This is a genomic window from Pseudomonas sp. 478, assembly GCF_003254125.1.
In the GTDB taxonomy this organism is placed as follows: domain Bacteria; phylum Pseudomonadota; class Gammaproteobacteria; order Pseudomonadales; family Pseudomonadaceae; genus Aquipseudomonas.
Genome location: NZ_QKZG01000021.1, coordinates 1 through 22,374 on the forward strand (window position 1 = coordinate 1; position 22,374 = coordinate 22,374).

The window sequence follows — 22,374 nt, forward strand, 5'->3', positions numbered from 1 at the left end:
AGTTCGGTCAGCGAGCTGCTGGCGGCTTCCTGCCAACTGGCACGGCGGGCGAAGTTGACGTAGGCATCGACGGCAAAACGTACACCGGGCAGTACTAATTCCTGCGAGCGTAGCTGATCCGGGTCGAGGCCGACGGCCTGACCCAGACGTAGCCAGGCCTCGATTCCGCCGTCTTCGCCGGGGGCGCCGTCATGGTCGAGCAGGCGCTGAATCCACTCACGACGAATCTCGCGGTCCGGGCAGTTGGCGAGGATCGCGGCGTCCTTGAGCGGGATGTTCACTTGGTAATAGAAACGGTTGGCGACCCAGCCCTGGATCTGTTCGCGCGTTGCCCGGCCTTCATACATCGCCACGTGGTACGGGTGATGGATGTGGTAATAGGCGCCTTTGGCGCGCAGGGCCGCTTCGAACTCGGCGGGGGACAGTGCGGTGTCAGTCATTTCGGTTCTCCGGGTACGACCGGTGGATTCTTTGGTGTCTGGTCGGACGCCTTCGCGGGCAAGCCCGCTCCCACAGGGTGACGCGATCCACTGTGGGAGCGGGCTTGCCCGCGAAGAGGCCATCCACTACAGCACAATACTCATGCCGTCATACGCCACTTCAACCTCGCGCCGAGCCAGTTCTGCACGCTCCGACGAATTCTCATCGAGAATCGGGTTGGTGTTGTTGATGTGGATAAGTACTTTGCGCTGTTTGGGCAGTTGTTCCAGCACTTCCAGCATGCCGCCGGGGCCGTTCTGCGCCAGGTGGCCCATTTCCCGGCCAGTGCGGGTGCCGACGCCACGGCGCTGCATTTCGTCGTCATCCCACAGAGTGCCGTCCACCAGCAGGCAATCGCTGCTCGCCATGATCTCGAGCAGCGGTGCGTCGACCTTGCCCAGACCCGGTGCGTAGAACAGTTTGCCGCCGGTGTTCAGGTCTTCAACGATCAGGCCGATGTTGTCGCCGGGGTGCGGGTCGAAACGGTGCGGCGAGTACGGCGGGGCGGCGCTGCGCAGCGGCAAGGGGGTGAAGCGCAGGCTCGGGCAGGCCGGGATGGTGAAGCTGCGGTCGAGCTCGATCGGGTTCCAGGTCAGCCCGCCGTTCCAGTGGGTCAGCATGGTGAACAGCGGGAAACCGCTGCTCAGGTCTTCGTGGACCATGTCGGTGCACCAGACCTGGTGCGGGCAACCTTCACGCAGGCTGAGCAGGCCGGTGGTGTGGTCGATCTGGCTGTCCATCAGGATGATCGCGCTGATGCCGGTATCGCGCAGGGCCCGGCCCGGTTGCATCGGGGCGAAGCTCTGGAGTTGGGCGCGGATGTCCGGCGATGCGTTGCACAGCACCCAATTCACGCCGTTATCGGAAATGGCGATGGACGACTGGGTCCGCGCCTTGGCGTTCAGGCTGCCATCGCGAAAACCGGCGCAGTTCACGCAGTTGCAGTTCCACTGGGGGAAACCACCGCCGGCGGCGGAACCTAGAATCTGGACAAACATGGCCGCTCCATCATTTTGAAAACTGAAAATAAAAACGCCCCGGCGAGCCGAGGCGTTGCACTGCGCTACAAAAAGATTAGCGGCTTGCGAAGTACATGGTGACTTCAAAGCCGATACGCAGGTCGGTGTAAGCAGGTTTGGACCAAGACATAGAGCGCTCCTTCAGGTGATGGGACAGTTGAGATCTATACATATAGTCCACCTCCAGCCGGAGATGTTCAGATAGTTAGGTGGCTATGTTACTCAAAATTACAGGGCGATTGCCGGGAATCTTTGAGAAAGCTAATTGCAGCACCGGTAATGATCATTTTGCCGCTTGCCAAGGCGAGCCCGGGCCCGGTCCGCTGGCCAGACAGCGCCAACCACCTTCGGCCTGATTCAGTCGTTGTGCTGCGGCCAGTAACGTTTCGCGGTCGATTTTCAGAATCGCCTGAGGTAGAAGCTCCAGATAATCCGACGAGTGGCCGGCCAGTTTGCCCTGCCAGAGCAGTTCGGCGGCCTGCGCATTGGGCAGCGCTGCGCTATCGAATTGATCGGCCAGTGCCTGGCGTTGGTCAATGAAGGTCTCGTCATCGAGGTCGTTGATCATCCCGGCCAATCCGCTCAGGAAGTGTTCGATGTGTTCCAGCAGATCCAGAGGGACGACGCTGGGTGATTGCACGCCGAACAACAGCCCTGTCTGCCCATGGATCTGCCGCAGGGCGCTGAACACCGCATAACCGAGCTGCAGTTCTACCCGCAGGCGTTGGTAAAACGGCGTCTGGCAGACGTGAGCCAGCAAGCGCCAGGCGGCTTCGTCAGCGATATTTGCCGTTGCGGTCGGACAGAAGAGCAGCAGCGCATGTTCGCTGGACCCGGTATCGACCGCGCTCCACAGATGCTGCGCGTTTATCGGCGAGGGCGGTGTCAGTTGATTGTCCGCAGTGCCAGGCACACGACTCAAGGCAAGGCCCATCGCCGCTTGTGTCTGGGCGGACAGACCGGTCGCCAGACCATCCCAGCGTGCGCTCGACCAAAGCTGCATCAAATCGTCCGAGTCAGCGGTGCGCTCAAGGCAGTGATCAGGCAGCGCTTTAAGCAGCTGTCGAATCGGCATCAACGCAACGCTCGGCGGCTCTTCTTGCGAGAAACCGGCATCGGCTGTTGTCAGTTCTTTCAGCACATGTTCAAGGACGGTCGGCATCGGCTCCTGTAGCCCGATCATTTTCAGCAGCCATTCATTACTTGATGCGCTAAAGGAAAAGTCGACACCTGCCTGACGCGCGTCTTCACGCAACGGCTGAAGGCGGTTTTCCAGGCTCGTCTGAACGTTGCTGCGAGGTGCCGAGTCCAGACGCCAGCGCAGGTAAACGGCACCTTCGGCACTGTTATCCGGCAACGCCTGACTGAACTGCATGGGCGAACGTTCGCGACGACCGCGCGAGCGATCCTGGGCAAAGGTCCGCAGGCCTCGGTGTTTGCTGGTTTGGCCGCGGATCAGTCCGGCACTTGGGGCCGGAGCCTCTGCGCGTAAAAATGGATTAGGTGTTGGCAGTTGCCATTGGCCGGTGAAGTTATCCACAGCGCCGATTTTTTCCAGGACTTCCTTGAGGGCTGCAATGCCCAATTCTGATAACCCGGTTTCACGCTGTTCGCTGTCCAGTCGGGCCAGTTGCAGGGCGCCGCTGACTTGCTGCTGACGTTGCAGCAGGGCGGCGTATTCTTCACGCAAGCCGGCCCAAGGTTGCTGTGAGGCAAAGAATCCAAGCCAATCCTGTAGCTGTTCGCGGATCCCGTTGGGCGTCGCGTTGGCATGCAACGCGAACTCGATGTGCAACAAAGCCTGGCCGGCGAACTGATACAACGGCGCAGCTTTCAGGCTGTCAGCCAGCCCGCGTTCGCGCAGTTCCGCCAGCAGACCACCGGGTTTCGCGGCGTTCAGCCAATGGCACAGGAACGCCAGCGCCTCGGGCGATGAATCGGGCAATGCTTCGAAGGCAAACAGCAGATCCAGTCGCCGCGCTCCAGCCTGTTGATAACTTTTGTCCGAAGAATCCATCAGCGATGTAGGCGCTTGTTGCAGCACCTTTTCCCCTACGGGAATCGCAGCGCTAAAGCGCTGAGCCATTGCCCTCAACTCATCGAGACTCTGCGGCCCAGTCAGGCTCAACGTCATCTGTCCGGTCTGATAAAACCGCTGATAGAAACCCTGCAAGGCGTGCTGGAACTCAGGTTGCGGCACCGGCAGGCTGTAGCGGTTGCCGGCATGAAACGCCCGCAGGGGATGCGCCGCTGAAACTCCGTCGAACAGCGCGAATTGCTGTTGAGCGGCCGTGTCCCGAGACCATGCGACAAATTCTGCGTGCAGCACTTCCCGTTCCCGTCGCTGATCGTCAGGATTCATACGCGGATGAGCGAGCATGTCCGACAGGCGCTCCAGTCCCCCGGCAAATGACTGAGGCGGTAACTCGAAAAAGTAGTCCGTGGTGCGTTCACTGGTCCGCGCATTCACCTGACCACCATGGCCCTGGACGTAGGCCATCAGTGCTTGGCTTGCGGGAAAACGCTCTGTGCCGAGAAACAGCAGGTGTTCAAGAAAGTGCGCCAGTCCGGGCCAGGCCAGCGGCACGTCATGGCTGCCCGCCGCGACCCGCAACGCAGCAGCACTGCGCTTTAAATCAGGAGCATGACGCAGCGTCACCCGCAGACCGTTGGCCAGGGTTTCAGTGTGAGGGTGGGGGTGGTTCAGCGCAGGCATGAGCACTTCCAGAACAGAGAAGTGCCAATGCTAGCGGATAACGATGGATCAGCGCTTGTTAAGCTCGCTGTAAAGCTCGGGGCGACGATCGAGGAAGTAGCGATTGGCGGCGCGGGAATCGACCATCAACTGACGATCCAGCTCACCGACAATCAGTGCTTCATCGAGGCCGGCCTGGGCAATGCGATTGCCATCCGGCGCGGCAATGCTGCTCTGACCGCAATACTGGATCTCGCCTTCGTTGCCGCAATAGTTGGCGTAAGCCACATAACACTGGTTTTCGAAGGCCCGGGCACGGACGGTGACGTCGGCGATGAAGTCGTAGGGAATCATGTTCGCCGTCGGCACCAGGATCAGCTCGGCGCCGGCCAGGGCCAGGCGTCGAGCGTTTTCCGGGAACTCCAGGTCGTAGCAGATCAGGAAACCGAGCTTCCAGCCATTGAGTTCAACCAGCGGAAACTCATCCGGCCCGGCGCTGAACATTGAGTGATCGAGGTCGCCAAACAGGTGAGTCTTGCGGTAGTTGCACAACCGCTCGCCATTGGCGTCGATCAACTGCACGGCGTTGTAGATCTGCCCGTCCTCGGTGCGCTCGGGATAACCATACAAAATGGCGATCCCGGCCGTCTTGGCGATGCGCGCGATTTGCTGCGCCGACTCACCGTTGTGCACCTCCGCCAGCACGCTGACGGCATCGATGCCGATGTTGTAACCGGTCAAAAACATCTCCGGCAACACCAGCAAATCCGCGCCCTTGGCCTCCAGCGCCAATTGATGCAGACGTTGCAGATTACCTGCGACATCCAGGGGCAGCGGTGGACATTGGTAAAGGGCTACGCGCATTTCGGAATCCTCTTACTCGGGCAGGGCGATCGGACCGATCTCGTTGAACACATCTCCTGGACCCGGGTTCTCGGCGTGAGTTTCACCGCCGAAGTGTTTCATGATGCCCCACACCGCATTAAGCGAGGTCTGCACCGCGCCTTCGACCCAGGCTGGCGTCCACGAAACATCGTCGCCAGCGATGAAAATCCCGCGCTGCTCGGCCGGCATATCGGCCTGCATGAAGTGCGCGTACATGCGCTGGTTGTAGCGGTAGTGGCCGGGCAGGGCGCCTTTGAAAGCGCCGAGGAAATGCGGGTCAGCTTCCCAGGACACAGTGATCGGATCACCAATGATCCGCGCCGCGATGTCGACTTTCGGGTAGATCTTCTTCAACGCATCCAGCGCCAGTTTCACGCGTTTTTCCACCGGTTGCGGGAGCATTTTCAGCGCGTCGCTCATCCACGAGTACGACAGGCAAATCACGCCCGGCTTGTCGTCGCCGTTGTCGAACAGATAAGTGCCGCGGGTCAGGCGATCGGTGAGGGTCATGCTCATCAGGTCGCGGCCGGTTTCCGGGTCCTTGTCCTTCCAGAATGGGCGGTCGACCATCACGAAAGTTTTCGACGATTGCATGTAGCGGGTGCGGTCGAGGGCCATCCACATCTTTTGCGAGAACAGGGTTTCGTCGCATTCGATCTGGGTGGTCAGCAGCCAGCTCTGGCAGGTGGTCAGCACCGCCGCGTATTCGCGGGTGTCGCCCCAGTTATCGGTGACGGCAAAGCGCCCGTCTGCCGCGTGGGCAATTTTTTTCACGCCGGTACGCGGTGCGCCGTTGTGCAGGGAGCTGAGGCTGGTGCCTTCTGGCCAGTGCACGCAACGTTCCGGCACATGACGCCAGATCCCCAATGGCACTTGTTCCACACCGCCGACCACCAAGTGCTGGTGATCGTCGCAGTTGGTCATGACCACGCGGAAGATTTCCAGCATCGAGTTCGGGAAGTCCGAGTCCCAGCCGCCGGTACCGAAACCGACCTGCCCAAACACTTCGCGATGATGGAACGAGAGTTTGGCGAAGGCTTTGGAAGTGGCCACGAAGTCGTAGAACGTGCGGTCGTCCCATAGCGGAACGAGGGTATTCCACAGCTCTTTGAGGCGCGGCACATCGCGGTCGCGGATCGCTTGCTGGATGTCAGAGAATTGCGAACCGGCTTCCAGCGCGTCGGCCCAGGCGTCGGCGACTTCCTGGAACAGTGCCGGAAGATCCGCCAGTTTCTGTGCGTAATGGGTCTGGCCTTCGAGGTCGATCACCGTGCTGCCCGAGGCCGGTGTCAGCGGGTTCGGGAACGGTTTGGTTTCGAGGCCGAGCTTGTCGACGTAGTGATAAAACGCGGTGGAAGACACTGGGAAGCGCATGCCGCCGAGCTCGGCGATGATGCCTTCAGCGCCGTTGAATGCCTGGGAGCGCAGACGGCCGCCCATTTTCGAGGCTTCGTAGACGACGGGTTTGAGGCCCAGTTTCATCAATTCGTAGGCGGCCACCAGACCTGCGATGCCGGCACCGACGATCGCAACCTCGGCGCCATGGTTGTGCGCAGGGATGCTGCCCAGGCCGGCCGGATGCTCGATCCAGTCGTCGAAAGCGAAGGGAAAGTCCGGACCGAAAATGGTGACTGGTTTTTTACCGTCTGCAGGATGGCGATTGTTCTTGTTCATGGCTGACCTTGCTGGCGACCGGACGCGGCATGCGCGTCTGAGTATAGGAAAAGATGCCAGCCATTCTAGAGAGCGTAGAACACGTTAATAAGACGCAATGTGTCGTCGTTTTGCTAATAGTTTGATCAGAATGACGACAGCTTGCTGCACATCGTCAATGTAGGAGCCGAGCTTGCTCGCGATGAGGCCCTCCCAGACACCAAAGAGCTATCGGTAAAAAAACTCAAACTGGCTGCCCCCGATCAATCTTGCTACTCAAGATGATTGACGTAGTGGTCTTCTCCACCCCATCCACACTGCCGATCTGATCCAGCAACTGATCCAGCTGCTCAGGTGAATCGGTGCGCAACCACGCCACGTAATCAAATTCGCCACTGACCGCGCACAACTGCTGCACCTGAGCCATCGCGCTGAGACGCCGCAACACCTCCTTGCCCGAGCGCGGTTGCACCGTGATCCCGACGTACGCCTGCAAGCCGCCATCCACGACACGTTGACCCAAACGCACGCCGTAACCGGTGATCACCTTGGCTTTTTCCAGTCGAGCCAACCGCGAAGTGACGGTGGTGCGAGCGATGCCCAATTGGCGGGCGAGCATGGCTACGCTTTCGCGGGCATTGATCTGCAGGGCTGCAATCAATTGGCGGTCGATTTCGTCAAGAACGGGCGGGCGGGTGTCAGGCAAGGGTCGTCTCCAGCGGCACAGATCAATGGGTTGGCATGTTACAGGCACATCTCGCACTGCGGAGGGTTGATCTCGCCTCAGTACCGTTCATAGCGTTTTCTACATGTCGGGTTTTTCTTTGGCTTGAACAAGGCGCGATCGACAGGATGGACACCAACAGTCAGCCGTAGTCGAATGCGAAATCGAGGGATGCGAGGCAATGGAAATGACAAAGAAAATGCCGCCCGCTGTACGGGAACGTGCGTTGCAAATTGCCAATCACGAAATGGCTCACTACGTGATTGCCCGAGCCTTGGGGTTTGATACGGGTGGCGTGACCCTGACAGTGACCATGGACTTGCGGCATCAAGGCGGGGCGTCCATTAGCTTGGTGCGGTCAATTTCGTCGATGGACGCCATGAGGGAACACCTGGAAGCGCGGATGATGGTCCTCTTTGCTGGCGCTATGGGGCAGGCATTGGTTTCAAAGCCTTCGCTCGACAAACGCGTCGATAAATCGAAAGCGACAGCCATCCTCAAAGGAGAGCTCGGGGCGGAACAGGATTACGCAAAAATAAGGGAGTTACGGCACTTGCTGCGCAATATCGCCCACCCCGATACGGATCCGGCCTCGTCTGATCGCATCACGGCTGAGCTGAAAGAGATTACTGATCGCGTGTGGTTTCGGACTCAAACGATCGTAGAGCAATTGTCCGAGACGATTACCGGATTGGGAGGGGCGCTGGTCGACGGCATGGTCATCGTGGAGCAGTGGGGCAGGGCGGCGGATACGTATGAAGTCGTATGGACGGGTGAAATGCTTGAGCGGCTGCGGCTGGTGCAGGCCATTCCGGTGGTAAGTGTTTGGACTGACAGCTGCAGTGATGCCGGTCAGCATAGAAAGTAGCGACCAGTGCGTTGGCTGCCAGGCAGGCTCGATAGGTCCCAAAAAGGGAGCGATAAGTCCCTTTTTGGGAATCTTCAACGCGGGTGTAATTATGTGTTGTTCGGCTGGTTGGCTTTCTGTCTCGTCTGAACAGGAGTTCGTGTCAGCACCTTCACCACATCATCAATCACAGCCTTACTCATCGCCGTCAGATAATGCGCAGCCCATGCATGGCGGTCGGTGTCTTTTGCGTAGGCGGCATCCACAGCAAACGCTTTGGCTAGGAAAAGAAAATCAGAAGCCTGTGCCAGCGCATCGCTGATCGGGACGCCGGGGCGGACGTTGAACAGGGCTTGATTTGAGCAATAAATCAACGAGGTGAAGCCGATGGTTTTCAGTTCGGAAGGTTCGGACGGGTTTGTTTTGGTCATGCTCAATCTCCTGGGTTCAAGGAGCCGGCGCATTCGTTTCCAAGCGAATGGGTGACGGCTGTACGCAGGTTGGAAAACCGGGAACCAAGGAACCGGCACGCCCGAAGGCGTCCCACGCACAGCCGCCATAACACAGGTTTCGCAGTCGTATAAAACGTCTGCAGTCGTGATGGGGTGCTGTTGCGCTGAGGTTCGACGGGTTTCCAAGCCCGATCGCTGAATGGTCAGCGACGTCAGGAGATTATCCCGTCGAAGAAAAACGCAACATGGCAGCAAAGTGCCCAAATGCAATTTTCGGAGTTTGCCTACAAGGTCCTCAGGCGTCATCCGATATTTCGACACCTTAGGTAAACACAACCAAACGTCAGGCACCGAACACCCAGATCCAACCAGAAACCAACGTTAACAATTTGATTGGCAACCAAGGTGTTCACACGGCTGTTAAAGCCTAGAGTTATTCCCTTGAGGTCATATTCCTTGGGTGGCAAAAAAACGGTCGAAACCGTTGGTATGACGAGCATGTCCCGCAGGCGGAAACATTGTATGACGACCATTTGGAAACATTGCGTAAAGAGGGCCGCAACGATGGCTAAAAAATTTGCTGAACTGCAAGCTCGCATGACGCCGGAGTCTCGCGCTAACGCAGAGCGGTTGTTCCAGCAGCACCTGAAAGAAATGCCTCTGCACGAGCTGCGTAAGGCCCAAGAGCTGAGTCAGGAAACGCTGGCCAAGACGTTGCACGTCAACCAGGCAGCGATCTCCAGAATGGAGCGGCGCACAGACATGTACATCAGCACCCTGCGAAACTACATCCGCGCCATGGGCGGCGAACTGGAAATTATCGCGACCTTTCCTGAGGGCCAAGTCAGGATCGAGAATTTTGCCAACTGAGTGATGTTTCGGCAGGCGCTCGTCGGGATTGAGTTATTCCAGCAGACACGAAAAAGCCGCGCATTGCGCGGCTTTCTTGTTTGGTGGGCCCAGTAGGACTCGAACCTACGACCAAGGGATTATGAGTCCCCTGCTCTAACCAACTGAGCTATAGGCCCTCAGTAGGCCGCGGATTATAGCGACGGTTTCTCGGCTGTGCTATCCGAAAAGTCTGAAATGGCTATACGAAGAAACGTCGCGGCAAATTCTTCCGGTGGCAAGGGCAGGCTGACGATGTAGCCCTGGATCTGTTCACACCCTTCGGTAGCGAGGAATTGCTGCTGCGCGAGGGTTTCGACGCCCTCGGCGATGATGGTGAATTGCATGCTGCGGCCCAGGGCGATAATGGCGCGAACGATGGCTGCGTCGTGGGGATCATCCGGCAGGCCGCGGACGAAAGACTGGTCGATCTTGAGAATGTCCAGTGGCAGGCGTTTGAGGTAACTCAGGGACGAGTAACCGGTGCCGAAGTCGTCGATCGCCAGTTGCACACCCAGGTGTTTGAGTTGATGCAGCACTGCCAACGCCTCTTCAGCCTGGCTCATGATGAAGTTTTCAGTAATTTCCAGTTGCAGGAAATCGGGTTTGAGGTGGTTGTCCTTGAGCAATTGTTCGATCCGGCCGAGCAGGTTTGGCTGGCGCAATTGAGCGCCCGCGAGGTTGACCGACAGCGGGCCGACGGGTTCGTAAACCTGATTCCACTCGAACATCTGCCGGCAGGCGGTTTCGAGAACCCAATCGCCGATTTGCAGGATCATGCCGTTTTCTTCGGCCAGCGGAATGAAGTGCTCCGGTGGCACATCGCCGAAGGTCGGGTGGCGCCAGCGAATGAGCGCTTCTGCGCCGACCAGGCGATGGTCGACCAAGCTGATCTTCGGTTGATAATGGAGGTGCAGTTCGTTGCGCTCGATAGCGCGTCGCAGTTCATGTTCCAGTGCCACTCGCTCGCTGGCTTGAGCGGTGAGGTCACGGGTGTAGCTTTCGACCCGGTTGCGACCCTTGGCCTTTGAACGGTACATCGCCGCGTCGGCGTTCTTGACCAGCGTGGCGACGTCGCAGCCATCCTTGGGATACAGGCTGGTGCCGATACTGGCGCTGATAAAAAACTCATGTTCGCCAGCCTGGAACGGCGCGCCGAAGCAATTGAGCAATTTGGTCGCGATGTTGTCGGCGTCACTGGATTGTTGCAGACCGGGCAGCAGGATGATGAATTCGTCGCCGCCCAGGCGCGCCACGGTGTCGATGTCGCGCAACTGCTCCTTGAGGCGCACGGCAATGCCCTTGAGCAGCAGGTCACCGACCGGGTGACCCAGGCTGTCGTTGATGTGTTTGAAACGGTCCAGGTCCAGGAACAACACCGCGCCCTGGCCGCCGTTTTCCTGTTGGTTGTTGAGCGCAGTCAGCAATCGGCTCTCGAACAACGTGCGATTTGGCAGCCCGGTCAGCGGGTCGTGGTGTGCCTGGTAATCGAGCTTGGCCTGGGCGTGTTTGAGGCTGGAAATGTCCGCGAACACCGCGACAAAATGGGTGACGAATTTGTCTCGGTTGCGCACCGCACTGATGGTCAGCCAGCTCGGATAGAGCTCGCCATTCTTGCGCCGGTTGGAAATTTCACCCTGCCAATGACCTTCGGCCGTCAGTTGATGCCACATGGCGGCATAAAACGCGCTGTCGTGCAGGCCCGAGGCGAGCAGGCGAGGGGTATGGCCCAATGCTTCGCTCTCGCTGTAGCCGGTGATTTCGGTAAACGCACGGTTGACCGCACTGATGTGCTGTTGAGTGTCGGTGATCAATACACCTTCGGCGGTGCTCTCGAATACCGTGGCGGCCTGTTGCAGCTTCTCCTGCATCAGGTGTCGCTCGGTGATGTCCCGGGCGATGGTCAGCATGCAATCTTCATCGCCGATCGGTAGCGGACGGCTGGACACCTCGCAGAGGCGGATTTGTCCGTCGCTGCGGCGTATATGGCAACTGAAGTCGCGGACGAAACCGTCCCGGTGCAGCAAATCGAGCATCTGTTTGCGCTCGTTAAGATTGACCCAGATGCCCAGCTCGAGGACGGAGCGATCCACGGACATCGCGCTGTTGAAACCGGTAATGCGACTGAAACCCTCGTTGACCTCAATCAGTAAACCGTCGCTCTGCCGTGACAACAGCAAGCCGTCGGGTGAGGCATGGAAGGCCTTGGCGAATTTCTCTTCGGAGGTTTGCAGTTGTTGCTGGGTTTCCTTGAGCTGGCTGATGTCCCGTACGACGACCACCAAGGCCGCGGTCGTATCGAGGTCGAAAGGCTCGGCGGAAATCAGTCCGGTAAACACTTGGCCATTGTTGCGGCGAAAGGGCATCTCCAGGTTGCGGATGCTGCCGGCCTGCAACCGTTGCAACAAGCCCGGCCCGACGCCGGGTATGCCCCAGATGTTCAGGTCGGTGGCTGTCTGGCCGATGACGTCTTCGGCCTTGAGACCGATCTGTTCCTCGAACGCTTCGTTGACCTCCAGCAGGCAGCCGTCGGAGAGTCGTGCGATGACTAGTATGTCCGGGCATTGCTGGAACACCGAGGCGAACTTCTGTTCTGACAGACGCAACGCCTCTTCGGTGCGCTTGGCGTCGCTGATGTCGATCATCAGCCCGCGCATCACCGGTTCATGGCCGTGCTCGATCAGGCTGACGATATCGCGCACCCAAATGCAGCGGCCATCGGCGGTGATGACCCGGTAATCGTGGCTGTGATCGCGCCCGGCCAGTACTTCGTGATCACAGAAGGTCTGGGCGCGAGTCAGGTCGGCCGGGTGGATAATGTTGCGCCAGAAGCCCGGAATCAGCCAATGAGACAAGGGGTAACCGAGCAGATCCTCGGCATGGGGGGACACATAGCTGTAGGTGAAATCGCTGATCCGCGCTTCCCAGGCGATGGCCGAAAGGCTCTCCACCAGCCCGCGGTAATGGTATTCACTGCTGCGCAGTTCTTGTTCCAGGTCGACCCGGCGGGCAATTTCTGAACTCAGCCGGCGGTTGATCCGGATAACCATCGCCAACACGATGATCAGCAGCAGCATTCCCGGTAGACCGTAAACCAGCAGATCGTTCCAGAATGTTCGATGATCGAGGACGTTGCCGACCCAGTGCTCCTGAATTTCATTGATTTCGTTCGGGGACATGTCCGCCAGGACTTTATCCAGAATGCCGACCAGTACCTTGTTGTTCTTGGGCACGCCCATCGCCAATTGATAGCGATAGGGGGTTTCACCGCTGACGTAGAGCCCGTCGAGCTTGAGCTGACGCAGGCTCCAGACGCTGGAGGCGAGATCGCCGACCACCGCATCCACTTCATCGGTAGCCAGCGCTTGCAGCGCTGAGCTGACGTTGGGCATCGCCACCAGATTGAGGTCGGGATTGTGGGTGCGCAACAGCTCGTGGGGTGCGTAGTTTTCCACCACGGCGACTTTCAGGCCGTACAAGTCTTTGAGTTTGCGTGGCTGGGGGCCTCCGATATGGGCAAGGATGACAATCGGAAAGTCCAGGTAGGGTCGGGTGAATGAGAGGTAAGTCTGGCGCTCCGGGGTCGACATGATGCCGGGCAACAGGTCCAGCTTGGCTTGTTTGGCCTGCTCCAGGACGGCGGTCCAGCTGACGGGTTCGATGGGCGTGAGCTTGATGGCCAGGGTTTGACGGATCCGGTCGATATAGTCTGCTGCAAGGCCCTGATAGCGGCCCTGATCGTCGCGAAACTCGAAGGGTGGCCATGACGCATCGACACCCAGACGCAAGTTCGGGTGAGCCGCCAGCCAGCTACGTTCTTCGTCGGTCAGAGTCAGCGCGCCAGCCGTTGCGGTCCAGGTCAACAGCGACAGCAAAAAAAGCACGGTCGGCAGTCTGGGCATAACGGTCTCGTTATGGCTCGGGGAATGTTTCGAGTGTAGACGGGCAATTCGGAGGGGGGGAGGTACGGGGGATTTAATCTGTATAAAAGCAAAACCCCCGGCCTGCGCCGGGGGTTTTGTTATTACTCGTCGAGGAAGGAGCGCAAATGCTCGCTTCTCGTCGGGTGGCGCAGCTTGCGCAGCGCCTTGGCTTCGATCTGACGAATCCGTTCACGGGTCACGTCGAACTGCTTACCAACCTCCTCGAGGGTGTGGTCGGTATTCATGTCGATACCGAAGCGCATGCGTAGAACCTTGGCTTCACGGGCAGTGAGGCCGGACAGAACTTCGCGAGTCGCTTCTTTAAGGCTCTCAACAGTGGCGACATCGATTGGCGACTGCATGGTCGAGTCTTCGATGAAGTCACCCAAATGGGAGTCTTCGTCATCACCGATCGGGGTTTCCATGGAAATCGGCTCTTTAGCGATCTTCAATACCTTGCGGATCTTGTCCTCAGGCATTTCCATGCGTTCGCCCAGCTCTTCCGGGGTCGGTTCGCGACCCATTTCCTGCAACATCTGGCGGGAAATGCGGTTGAGCTTGTTGATCGTCTCGATCATGTGCACCGGAATACGGATGGTGCGGGCCTGGTCGGCGATCGAGCGAGTGATCGCCTGACGGATCCACCAGGTGGCATAAGTCGAGAATTTGTAGCCGCGGCGGTATTCGAATTTATCTACCGCTTTCATCAAGCCGATGTTGCCTTCCTGGATCAGATCGAGGAATTGCAGGCCACGGTTGGTGTACTTCTTGGCGATGGAGATCACCAGACGCAAGTTCGCTTCAACCATCTCTTTTTTCGCGCGGCGGGCCTTGGCCTCACCGATCGACATGCGACGGTTGATGTCCTTGATCTCGGCGATCGTCAAACCGGTTTCGGTTTGCAGCGCGGTCAGCTTCTGCTGGCAACGAATGATGTCCGGTTGCAGGCGACCAATGGCTTCAGCGTATTTGCTTTTGCCTTTGGCCAGTGCGTCGGTCCAGCTTTCGTCGACTTCGTTGCCCGGGAACTGGCGCAGGAAGTCGGCACGCGGCATACGGGCATCACGAACGCAAAGTTGCATGATCGCGCGCTCTTGCTGACGCAGACGATCCAGGGCACTGCGAACACGCTCGACCAGGCCTTCGAATTGCTTCGGAACCAGTTTGATCGGCATGAACAGCTCAGCCAGAAGCACCAGCTCGGCAATTGCCAGCTTGTTGCCACGACCGTGCTTTTTCAGCGCCTTGCGGGTGATTTCCATCTGATCGGAGACAGCGCCAAAGCGCTGAGCTGCGATGACTGGATCTGGACCGCTTTCGGCTTCTTCTTCGTCGTCGGTGCTGGCTTCGGCTTCGTCGTCGTCGGTGTCGTCGTCCGCTTTCACGGCTTTCGGGTCGACAGGCGGCGGCACTTCTGCAGCAGGCGGCGCAATGCCGTCGTCCGGGTCGATATAACCGCTCAGGACGTCGGACAGGCGGCCACCTTCGGTGGTGACGCGAGTGTATTCGGAGAGAATATGGTCAACCGTGCCAGGGAAGTGCGCAATTGCGCCCATCACTTCGCGGATGCCCTCTTCAATACGTTTGGCGATTTCGATTTCGCCTTCACGTGTGAGGAGCTCTACCGTACCCATTTCACGCATGTACATGCGCACTGGGTCGGTGGTGCGACCAATGTCGGTCTCGACCGCTGCCAACGCAGCTGCTGCCTCTTCGGCCGCGGCTTCGTCGGTATCGGCGTCGGCCAGCATAAGGGAATCCTTATCTGGCGCAACCTCGAATACGTTGATCCCCATGTCATTGATCATGCGGATGATGTCTTCCACCTGTTCCGGATCTGAAATATCCTCCGGCAGGTGGTCGTTGACCTCCGCGTAAGTCAGGTAACCCTGCTCACGACCAAGTGTGATCAACTCTTTGATACGAGACTGCTGTTGCGCTTTTCCGGACATAACACCCTATCCACTGAAGGTCTTGGCGGGCAAAAAACAAGCCGAGGATTATACCTGAGCTATGACCTCACGCGCCAGTTGAGGTCGGGCTTGTTGCGGAAACATTGCGACTTAATAGGTCGCGCAGTTGATTTTTCTCTTCGGCACTCAGTTCACTTTGACGTGCTTTCCTGAGGAGTTGTTCCAGGTTTCGCTCGCGTTGGCGGGCTGACAAGCTAGTAATGGTGTCGAAAAACTGTTGTTCAAGGTTATCTCCGTCAATCAGCCATTCCTTTTCCGCCAGCGCCTTGAGCAAACGTCCTTGTTCCGTTCCGTGCCAGCGTGCAATCAACTGAAATGAGTTTAGCTTGGGATTCTTCTGCACGGCTTCGAGTAGGGCCACCAGTAATTGCGTGTTGGTGTGATCCTCGGCAGCAAAGTGCCCGGCATCCTCGACTTTCTCGGCCAGTTGCGGGTGATGCAATAGCGTGCGCAAGGCGGCCAGGGTCGGCGGCTCTACAGCGGCCGGCACCCGTGGCGCGCGGGGTTGATCGTGATCACTGCCGCGTTTGCCGTTTTTGTCCCACGGTTTTTTGTCCCATTTTTTGCCGCCGGCGCCGGGTTTCTTCGGCGTCCATTCCTGCTGCGGCACATACATCTCTTGCGCCTGCGGCTGATGGTAGTCGCTGTAATCCGGCATGGCGTCGTAATCGATGCCCGGGTCGTACGCCGGCGGTGCTTCCAGGGGTGCGCTTTGTACCAGTTGGCTCACGGCTTCACCGCTAAGCCCGGTGATTTCGGTCAGGCGCTGACGCATCAGGATGCGCAGGTTCGCCCCCGGGACTTTGTCGATCAACGGCGCGGCGAGGGTGGCCATGTGGGCCTTGCCTTCGAGCGAGCGTGGGTCCGATTCCTCGGTCAGCTGTTGAAAAAAATAATCCGCTAATGGTTGGGCATGCTGATTGATCCGTGCGCGGAAGGCATCAGTGCCTTCGGAGCGGACCAGCGTGTCCGGGTCTTCGCCTTCAGGCAGAAACAGAAAGCGTGCGCGCCGCCCGTCCTGCAGGCTCGGCAGCGCTGCCTCCAATGCCCGCCAGGCGGCATTTCGACCTGCCTGGTCGCCGTCGAAACAGAACAGCACGTTGGGCACGACGCGAAACAAGCGCTTCAAGTGCTCTTCGCTGGTGGCGGTGCCCAGGGTCGCGACAGCATTGCGCAGGCCTTGCTGAGCGAGGGCGATAACATCCATGTAGCCTTCGACGACGATGATTTCGTCGAGGTTGCGGTTGTTCTTGCGTGCTTCATAAAGGCCGTAGAGTTCCTGGCCCTTATGGAATACCGGGGTTTCCGGTGAGTTCAGGTATTTCGGCTTGTCGTCGCCCAATACCCGGCCGCCGAAGGCGATGATTCGCCCGCGGCTGTCGCGGATCGGGAACATCACGCGATCGCGGAAGCGGTCATAGCGTTTGCCGGTTTCGGCGTTCTCGATCAGCAGGCCAGCATCGATCATGGCTTTCTGTTGCAGGGTGTCGCTGCTCAAGTGCTTGAACAGATTGTCCCAGCCAGGCGGGGCAAAGCCGAGGCCGAAGTCTCGGGCGATTTCGCCGGTCAGTCCGCGGCCTTTCAAGTAATCCACAGCTGCTTTTCGCGATGGATGGCTTTTCAGTGCCTGACGGTAAAAGTCGGCGGCGGCGGTGAGTAGCGGGTAGAGCGGCGAATCGGTCGGCTGCCGCGGTTTGTGCGGCCGTCCGCTTTCTTCGCGGGGGATTTCCATGCCGGCGGCTTTGGCCAGTTCTTCGACAGCCTGGACGAAATCCAGATTGTCGTGGTCCATCATGAAGCCGAGGGCGTTGCCGCCAGCGCCGCAGCCAAAGCAATAATAAAACTGCTTGTCGGGACTGACGCTGAAGGAGGGGGTTTTCTCTTTGTGAAACGGGCAGCAGGCGGTGTAGTTCTTGCCAGCCTTTTTCATTTGCAGGCGCGAGCTGACCACATCGACGATGTCGGTGCGGTTCAGAAGGTCGTCAATGAAGCTCTGGGGAATTAGCCCGGCCATGGCGTTCTCGTCATCTGCGCTGCAATGGATCCGAAACGAAGAGCGGTTGAGCGCGGGTCGTTGTTTGAGGCGCGCAAAATGTGCGGCTCGACCAGTGTCGTCTGCGTAATCGCTGTCGGGAAGTGTATCTGCCGAAAATCCACTGACGTTAGTACCAATCAGTATTCGACTATTTGAAAGTGTTGCGCTGAAATCCGCTGCGGCCTGTCGATGGCCTCGGATAGCTCATAAGCTGGCGCGCAAGAAGGCGCCTTGGGCTGATCGTCGTGAGAGGAATCAGTGGGTGTGCTCGTCAGTAGCCTTGGAAGGCTCGTCAGAAAAGACGTGCACCGCTGGCAAAAGAGCCAGGTCTGACGCTGTGAAGCAGATTTGTCTCGGTCGCGTGTGCGGCTTTGACGGTGAAGCATCAAGCGTTATCCGCAAATGCCATTAGCCCGGCTGAGGGCCGGGCTTGGCAGAAGCTTGCTACGAACGTCTGTGTATTAGTACAGACGAACGGCGCGGCGCTGTTCGCGCTGAACTTTCTTGGCGTGACGCTTAACAGCGGCTGCTGCTTTGCGCTTACGCTCAGAAGTAGGCTTCTCGTAGAATTCGCGGCTACGAACTTCAGCCAGTACACCGGCTTTTTCGCAGGAGCGCTTGAAACGACGCAGAGCTACGTCGAAGGGTTCGTTCTCTTTTACTTTGACGGCTGGCATCCAGAGCTACCTTCATTCATTACCGGGGTCAACATCCTCGTGGCAAAAGAGCACTTGAAGACGTCGGTTTTTAAGGGTTGCGGATGTTAACCCCTCATCGCTCGGAATGCAAAGCCTCTGATCGAAAACCGCTAGTCGGGGCATCACATGGCGACTATTATGCGCGCCTTCGAATTCAGCCTAAACAAGGCGCAAACCCATGCTAGTACTGGGATTAGAAACCTCCTGCGACGAAACTGGTGTCGCATTATATGACAGTGAACGCGGCCTGCTGGCCGACGCGCTGTTCAGCCAGATCGACCTGCACCGCGCCTATGGCGGGGTCGTGCCGGAGCTGGCCTCGCGTGACCACGTCAAACGCATGCTGCCCTTGATTCGTCAGGTGTTGGCCGAAGCTGACTGTGTGCCGACCGAGATCGACGCCATCGCTTATACTGCGGGTCCTGGCCTGGTCGGTGCCTTGTTGGTGGGCGCTTCCTGCGCTCAGGCACTGGCCTTCGCCTGGGGTATTCCGGCGCTGGGTGTGCACCACATGGAGGGTCACCTGCTGGCGCCGATGCTGGAGTCACAACCGCCGCAATTCCCGTTCGTCGCTTTGTTGGTGTCTGGCGGTCATACGCAGCTGGTTCAGGTCGACGGGATCGGTCAATACACGCTGTTGGGCGAGACCCTCGACGATGCCGCCGGTGAAGCTTTCGACAAGACCGCGAAGATGATGGGCCTCAATTATCCGGGTGGCCCGGAAATCGCTCGGCTGGCGGAGCAAGGGGTTGCAGGACGTTTCACTTTCCCGCGTCCGATGTGCGACCGCCCGGGCTTGGCTTTCAGTTTCAGTGGCTTGAAAACCTTCGCCCTGAACACTTGGCAGCAGAGCGTCAGCGCCGGGGACGACAGCGAGCAAGCCCGTTGCGACATCTCGCTGGCGTTCCAGCAGGCCGTGGTGGAGACTTTGACCATCAAGTGCAAGCGTGCCCTGAAGCAGGCTGGTATGAAGCGTCTGGTGATCGCTGGCGGCGTTAGCGCCAACAAGGCACTGCGTGCCTCGCTGGAGAAGATGCTTGGCGACATGAAGGGCGATGTTTTTTATGCGCGTCCGGAGTTCTGCACCGATAACGGCGCGATGATTGCCTTTGCCGGCTGCCAGCGCTTGCAGGCCGGTCAGCACGAAAGCCTGGCGATCAGCGTGCAGGCGCGTTGGCCGATGGAGCAATTGTCGGCGCTGTGATGAGCAGCGCTCATGCCCGGTATTTAAAAATGCCGTTCGCGCCCGGCAAACAGGTCGCGTAGATTGCCCCGATGACGCCAGACGATCAATCCCGTGAGTGCGCTCATGGGCAGCAGTGCCGCCGGTTCTTGCCAGGCCAATAGCGGCAGGGTCAGCGGTGTAGCGATCAAGGCCGCCAGTGAGCTGGTGCGAGTCAGGTAGAACGTCAGCAGCCAGGCGCAGACCGCCAGCAGTGCGGCGGGCGGGTAGAGGCCCAGCAGCATGCCGGCAGAGGTGGCGACACCCTTGCCGCCGCGGAAGCGAAAGTACAACGGGAACAGGTGGCCGATGACGGCACAGACGCCGATCCAGGCCTGTTCTTGAAGCGAAAGGCCCGCAACGCCGGCGATCAGTACGGGTAGCAGGCCTTTGAAGAGGTCACCGATCAAGGTCAGGACGGCGAGTTTTTTGCCGGCCAGGCGCAACATGTTGGTGGCGCCGGCATTGCCCGAGCCACTCATTCGCGGATCGGGGTTACCGGTCAGGCGGCTGAGCAAAATGGCGAAGGACAGAGAGCCGAGCAGGTAGGCGAGGGTCGCCAGTAACCAAAACATGCTAACTATTCCGGGCGAGGACGCCCTGATTCTAACGGCGCATTGCGCCCTTGTCGTGCAGCGGAGAAAAGTGCTTGGACAGAGTGTTTATCGAGGGCCTGGAAGTCGACACCGTGATTGGTGCCTACGACTGGGAGCGAGGCATCCGACAGTGCTTGCGTCTTGACCTGAGTTTCGCCTGGGATAATCGCCCGGCCGCCGCTGGCGATGACCTGACGCTGGCGCTCGATTACGCCAGTGTGTCGTCGCGTATCCAGGCCTTTGCCGAGCAGGCGCAGTTCCAACTGGTCGAGACGTTCGCCGAGCGTCTGACAGAAGTCCTGATGAGCGAATTCAACATCACCTGGATGCGCCTCAAGCTGACCAAGCCAGGCGCCATCCCGGCTGCCACGGGTGGTGTGGGCGTGGAGATCGAGCGCGGATGTCGCTGACTCAGGTGTTTCTCGGGCTCGGTAGCAATATCGAGCGCGAATCCCATTTGCAGGCTGGCCTGGAAGCCTTGGCCGGTTTCCTGGTGGATATACGCTGCTCGGCGGTGTTCGAAAGCCAGCCGGTGGGGATCAAGAGCGGGCCATTCTTCAATTTTGTGGTGTCGGCTTTTACCGATTTGCCGCTGATGGAGCTGGATCGCCGGCTGAAATTCATCGAGGCGGACAACGGCCGTTATGCGCCGGATCGCAAGGGTTTGCCGCTGGATATCGACGTGCTGCTGTTTGGCGATCTGGTGGGCAACTTTGATGGCTTGATCCTGCCGCGGGCAGAAATTCTGAAAAATGCCTTTGTGCTGTGGCCGTTGTCGCTGATTGCGCCAGATCGCGTGCATCCGGGGGTAGGCAAGAGCTTTGCGACGTTGTGGCGTGAGGCGCAGATTGATCAGGTGTTGGCGCCGGTAGCGTTTGAGTGGCGCGGCGAGCAGCTGACCCCATCGAATTTGTTGTGAGGCGAAAGAAGCCTTCGCGAGCAAGCCCGCTCCCACAGGGATTACATAGAGCCTGTGGGAGCGGGCTTGCTCGCGAAGCTTTTCAGGCGGACGCCGCGTCTTTGTAAGCCTTCAACGCCTTGAGCCGCTCTCGCTTGATCGCCTCACCCAATTCCGGTCCTTTGAATCCCTTCTCCAGCAACGGCTGAACCGCCACGGTCCGAGCAGCATTCGCCGCGCCGCGCAAATAATCAGCCTGTGGATAACTTCGCTGCTCCAGCCCTTTACGTCCTCGGGCGTCCATCTCGCACGCCGCGATAAATTCCTCGAACCGCTGCGGCCGACGGTAAACGTCAAAACTCTGCAGCAACTCCAGCAAAGTCGACGGCTTCAGCTCCAGGGCGCGATGGCCGTGGGTGTGATATTCGCCCACCAGCAGAGCCAGTTCCTGACAGTCCTTCGGCGCTTTGAAGCGTTCGTTGACCGCTTTGATCAGCTTCAAGCCCTTGTGCTCATGAGCAATGTGTCGCGGCCACTCTTCCTCGGGTGTCAGTCCCTTGCCGAGGTCGTGCAGCAGGCAGGCCCAACGCACGGTGAGTGGTTGTTTGTGCCGCGCCGCTTGCTCCAGCACGCTCAAAGTGTGCACGCCTGTGTCGATTTCCGGGTGGTGGGCTTCCGGTTGCGGTACGCCGAACAGGGCATCGACTTCCGGCATCAATACCTTGAGAGCGCCACACTCGCGCAGCACTTCGATGAACACCCGTGGCTGATCTTCCATCAGGGCGCGGGAGATTTCCTTCCAGCTGCGTTCGGCGGTCAAGGCTTCCAGTTCGCCTGATTCGCTGAGTTGGCTCATCAGTTCCAGTGTCTCCGGCGCCACGGTGAAACCGAGCCCCGCGTAACGAGCTGCGAAGCGGGCAACGCGCAGAACCCTGAGCGGATCTTCGGCAAACGCGGGGGAAACATGACGAAGCAAGCGCGCCTCAAGATCGCGCTGACCGTGGTAAGGATCGGTCAGGTTCTGTTGATCGTCTTCGGCCATGGCATTGATGGTCAGGTCACGACGGATCAGGTCTTCTTCGAGGGTGACTTCGGGGCTGGCGTGAAAGGTAAAGCCGCCGTAACCGCGTCCGCTTTTGCGTTCGGTCCGGGCGAGGGCGTATTCCTCACCGCTTTTGGGGTGAAGAAACACCGGGAAATCCGCACCCACCGGGCGAAAGCCCTTGGCGAGCATTTCTTCAGTGGTGGCGCCAACCACAACCCAGTCGATGTCGGTGACAGGCCTGCCCAGCAGGCGATCGCGTACCGCACCGCCGACTTTATAAATCTGCATAAAAAACCTCCGTTAGCTCGACAGAATAACCTTTGCGTCGAACTTCCGGAGGC

Annotated in this window: 19 protein-coding genes and 1 tRNA gene; 5 read left to right on the top strand and 15 right to left on the bottom strand. The window is 58.9% G+C overall.

What is annotated here, in order from left to right; genetic code table 11:
• From pqqC to DFS28_RS29140, 7 genes are all read right to left on the bottom strand, one after another.
• On the bottom strand, positions 1–440 hold a 440-nt coding region (gene pqqC / locus DFS28_RS29110; protein WP_146604233.1), incomplete at its 3' end, for a pyrroloquinoline-quinone synthase PqqC.
• Positions 441–566: 126 nt separating this feature from the next.
• A complete protein-coding gene (gene pqqB, locus DFS28_RS29115; RefSeq protein ID WP_111452545.1) occupies positions 567–1,478 on the bottom strand; it encodes a pyrroloquinoline quinone biosynthesis protein PqqB in 912 nt (303 codons plus the stop codon).
• A 76-nt stretch (positions 1,479–1,554) separates the two neighbouring features.
• Positions 1,555–1,629: a pyrroloquinoline quinone precursor peptide PqqA gene (gene pqqA, locus DFS28_RS29120; protein WP_009045898.1), complete on the bottom strand. Its 75-nt coding sequence runs from the start codon at positions 1,627–1,629 to the stop codon at positions 1,555–1,557.
• Between the two features lie 153 nt (positions 1,630–1,782).
• Positions 1,783–4,215 carry a pyrroloquinoline quinone biosynthesis protein PqqF gene (gene pqqF, locus DFS28_RS29125; protein ID WP_111452546.1) on the bottom strand — a complete coding sequence of 811 codons (2,433 nt, stop codon included), beginning with the start codon at positions 4,213–4,215 and terminating at the stop codon, positions 1,783–1,785.
• Positions 4,216–4,263: 48 nt separating this feature from the next.
• On the bottom strand, positions 4,264–5,058 hold the full coding sequence (locus tag DFS28_RS29130; RefSeq protein ID WP_111452547.1) for a carbon-nitrogen hydrolase family protein: 795 nt from the start codon (positions 5,056–5,058) through the stop codon (positions 4,264–4,266).
• A 12-nt stretch (positions 5,059–5,070) separates the two neighbouring features.
• The gene (locus DFS28_RS29135; protein WP_046045362.1) at positions 5,071–6,753 is read right to left on the bottom strand and encodes an NAD(P)/FAD-dependent oxidoreductase; all 1,683 of its coding nucleotides are present in this window, start codon (positions 6,751–6,753) and stop codon (positions 5,071–5,073) included.
• 223 nt (positions 6,754–6,976) lie between these two features.
• Positions 6,977–7,438: an Lrp/AsnC family transcriptional regulator gene (locus tag DFS28_RS29140; RefSeq protein WP_007980298.1), complete on the bottom strand. Its 462-nt coding sequence runs from the start codon at positions 7,436–7,438 to the stop codon at positions 6,977–6,979.
• A gap of 205 nt (positions 7,439–7,643) precedes the next feature.
• Here DFS28_RS29140 and DFS28_RS29145 point away from each other — a divergent pair, with 205 nt between their 5' ends.
• A complete protein-coding gene (locus tag DFS28_RS29145) occupies positions 7,644–8,324 on the top strand; it encodes a peptidase M41 (RefSeq protein ID WP_111452575.1) in 681 nt (226 codons plus the stop codon).
• A gap of 89 nt (positions 8,325–8,413) precedes the next feature.
• On the opposite strand, the gene DFS28_RS29150 is transcribed toward DFS28_RS29145, so the two are convergent.
• Entirely contained in the window at positions 8,414–8,734 is a 321-nt protein-coding gene (locus DFS28_RS29150) for a DUF3077 domain-containing protein (RefSeq protein ID WP_111452548.1), read from the bottom strand.
• Positions 8,735–9,319: 585 nt separating this feature from the next.
• Between DFS28_RS29150 and DFS28_RS29160 the strand changes: the two genes are divergently transcribed.
• Positions 9,320–9,625 (top strand): XRE family transcriptional regulator, encoded by a 306-nt coding sequence (locus tag DFS28_RS29160; protein ID WP_056741296.1) that lies wholly within the window; start codon positions 9,320–9,322, stop codon positions 9,623–9,625.
• A gap of 81 nt (positions 9,626–9,706) precedes the next feature.
• On the opposite strand, the gene DFS28_RS29165 is transcribed toward DFS28_RS29160, so the two are convergent.
• From DFS28_RS29165 to rpsU, 5 genes are all read right to left on the bottom strand, one after another.
• A tRNA-Ile gene (locus DFS28_RS29165) sits at positions 9,707–9,783 on the bottom strand.
• Between the two features lie 15 nt (positions 9,784–9,798).
• A complete protein-coding gene (locus DFS28_RS29170) occupies positions 9,799–13,545 on the bottom strand; it encodes an EAL domain-containing protein (protein WP_111452549.1) in 3,747 nt (1,248 codons plus the stop codon).
• Between the two features lie 122 nt (positions 13,546–13,667).
• Positions 13,668–15,518 (bottom strand): RNA polymerase sigma factor RpoD, encoded by a 1,851-nt coding sequence (rpoD, locus tag DFS28_RS29175; protein ID WP_010467151.1) that lies wholly within the window; start codon positions 15,516–15,518, stop codon positions 13,668–13,670.
• 67 nt (positions 15,519–15,585) lie between these two features.
• Positions 15,586–17,553, bottom strand: coding sequence for a DNA primase (dnaG, locus tag DFS28_RS29185; RefSeq protein WP_111452550.1), 1,968 nt, complete (start codon positions 17,551–17,553; stop codon positions 15,586–15,588).
• Positions 17,554–18,035: 482 nt separating this feature from the next.
• The gene (rpsU, locus tag DFS28_RS29190) at positions 18,036–18,251 is read right to left on the bottom strand and encodes a 30S ribosomal protein S21 (protein ID WP_002551877.1); all 216 of its coding nucleotides are present in this window, start codon (positions 18,249–18,251) and stop codon (positions 18,036–18,038) included.
• Between the two features lie 199 nt (positions 18,252–18,450).
• On the opposite strand from rpsU, the gene tsaD reads away from it, so the two are divergent.
• Positions 18,451–19,476, top strand: coding sequence for a tRNA (adenosine(37)-N6)-threonylcarbamoyltransferase complex transferase subunit TsaD (gene tsaD, locus DFS28_RS29195; RefSeq protein WP_111452551.1), 1,026 nt, complete (start codon positions 18,451–18,453; stop codon positions 19,474–19,476).
• A gap of 23 nt (positions 19,477–19,499) precedes the next feature.
• Here the strand turns inward: tsaD and plsY are convergent, their stop codons facing one another.
• A complete protein-coding gene (plsY, locus tag DFS28_RS29200; protein ID WP_008147193.1) occupies positions 19,500–20,069 on the bottom strand; it encodes a glycerol-3-phosphate 1-O-acyltransferase PlsY in 570 nt (189 codons plus the stop codon).
• 74 nt (positions 20,070–20,143) lie between these two features.
• Here plsY and folB point away from each other — a divergent pair, with 74 nt between their 5' ends.
• Positions 20,144–20,500 (top strand): dihydroneopterin aldolase, encoded by a 357-nt coding sequence (gene folB / locus DFS28_RS29205; RefSeq protein WP_008147194.1) that lies wholly within the window; start codon positions 20,144–20,146, stop codon positions 20,498–20,500.
• Positions 20,491–21,009, top strand: a complete 519-nt coding sequence (gene folK / locus DFS28_RS29210; RefSeq protein WP_008147195.1) for a 2-amino-4-hydroxy-6-hydroxymethyldihydropteridine diphosphokinase — start codon at positions 20,491–20,493, stop codon at positions 21,007–21,009. Before folB ends, folK begins: the two co-directional genes overlap by 10 nt.
• Positions 21,010–21,091: 82 nt before the next feature.
• Here the strand turns inward: folK and DFS28_RS29215 are convergent, their stop codons facing one another.
• Positions 21,092–22,321 carry a multifunctional CCA addition/repair protein gene (locus tag DFS28_RS29215; protein WP_111452552.1) on the bottom strand — a complete coding sequence of 410 codons (1,230 nt, stop codon included), beginning with the start codon at positions 22,319–22,321 and terminating at the stop codon, positions 21,092–21,094.
• Positions 22,322–22,374 lie beyond the last annotated feature (53 nt).

Bases quoted from the DNA above. Each gene is read 5' to 3' on its own strand.
- DFS28_RS29130 (WP_111452547.1), bottom strand. From the start codon at position 5,058: ATGCGCGTAGCCCTTTACCAATGTCCACCGCTGCCCCTGGATGTCGCA.
- pqqB (WP_111452545.1), bottom strand. From the start codon at position 1,478: ATGTTTGTCCAGATTCTAGGTTCCGCCGCCGGCGGTGGTTTCCCCCAG.
- tsaD (WP_111452551.1), top strand. From the start codon at position 18,451: ATGCTAGTACTGGGATTAGAAACCTCCTGCGACGAAACTGGTGTCGCA.
- DFS28_RS29135 (WP_046045362.1), bottom strand. From the start codon at position 6,753: ATGAACAAGAACAATCGCCATCCTGCAGACGGTAAAAAACCAGTCACC.
- DFS28_RS29170 (WP_111452549.1), bottom strand. From the start codon at position 13,545: ATGCCCAGACTGCCGACCGTGCTTTTTTTGCTGTCGCTGTTGACCTGG.
- rpsU (WP_002551877.1), bottom strand. From the start codon at position 18,251: ATGCCAGCCGTCAAAGTAAAAGAGAACGAACCCTTCGACGTAGCTCTG.
- plsY (WP_008147193.1), bottom strand. From the start codon at position 20,069: ATGTTTTGGTTACTGGCGACCCTCGCCTACCTGCTCGGCTCTCTGTCC.
- pqqF (WP_111452546.1), bottom strand. From the start codon at position 4,215: ATGCCTGCGCTGAACCACCCCCACCCTCACACTGAAACCCTGGCCAAC.
- DFS28_RS29160 (WP_056741296.1), top strand. From the start codon at position 9,320: ATGGCTAAAAAATTTGCTGAACTGCAAGCTCGCATGACGCCGGAGTCT.
- DFS28_RS29145 (WP_111452575.1), top strand. From the start codon at position 7,644: ATGACAAAGAAAATGCCGCCCGCTGTACGGGAACGTGCGTTGCAAATT.
- rpoD (WP_010467151.1), bottom strand. From the start codon at position 15,518: ATGTCCGGAAAAGCGCAACAGCAGTCTCGTATCAAAGAGTTGATCACA.
- dnaG (WP_111452550.1), bottom strand. From the start codon at position 17,553: ATGGCCGGGCTAATTCCCCAGAGCTTCATTGACGACCTTCTGAACCGC.
- folK (WP_008147195.1), top strand. From the start codon at position 20,491: ATGTCGCTGACTCAGGTGTTTCTCGGGCTCGGTAGCAATATCGAGCGC.
- DFS28_RS29150 (WP_111452548.1), bottom strand. From the start codon at position 8,734: ATGACCAAAACAAACCCGTCCGAACCTTCCGAACTGAAAACCATCGGC.
- DFS28_RS29215 (WP_111452552.1), bottom strand. From the start codon at position 22,321: ATGCAGATTTATAAAGTCGGCGGTGCGGTACGCGATCGCCTGCTGGGC.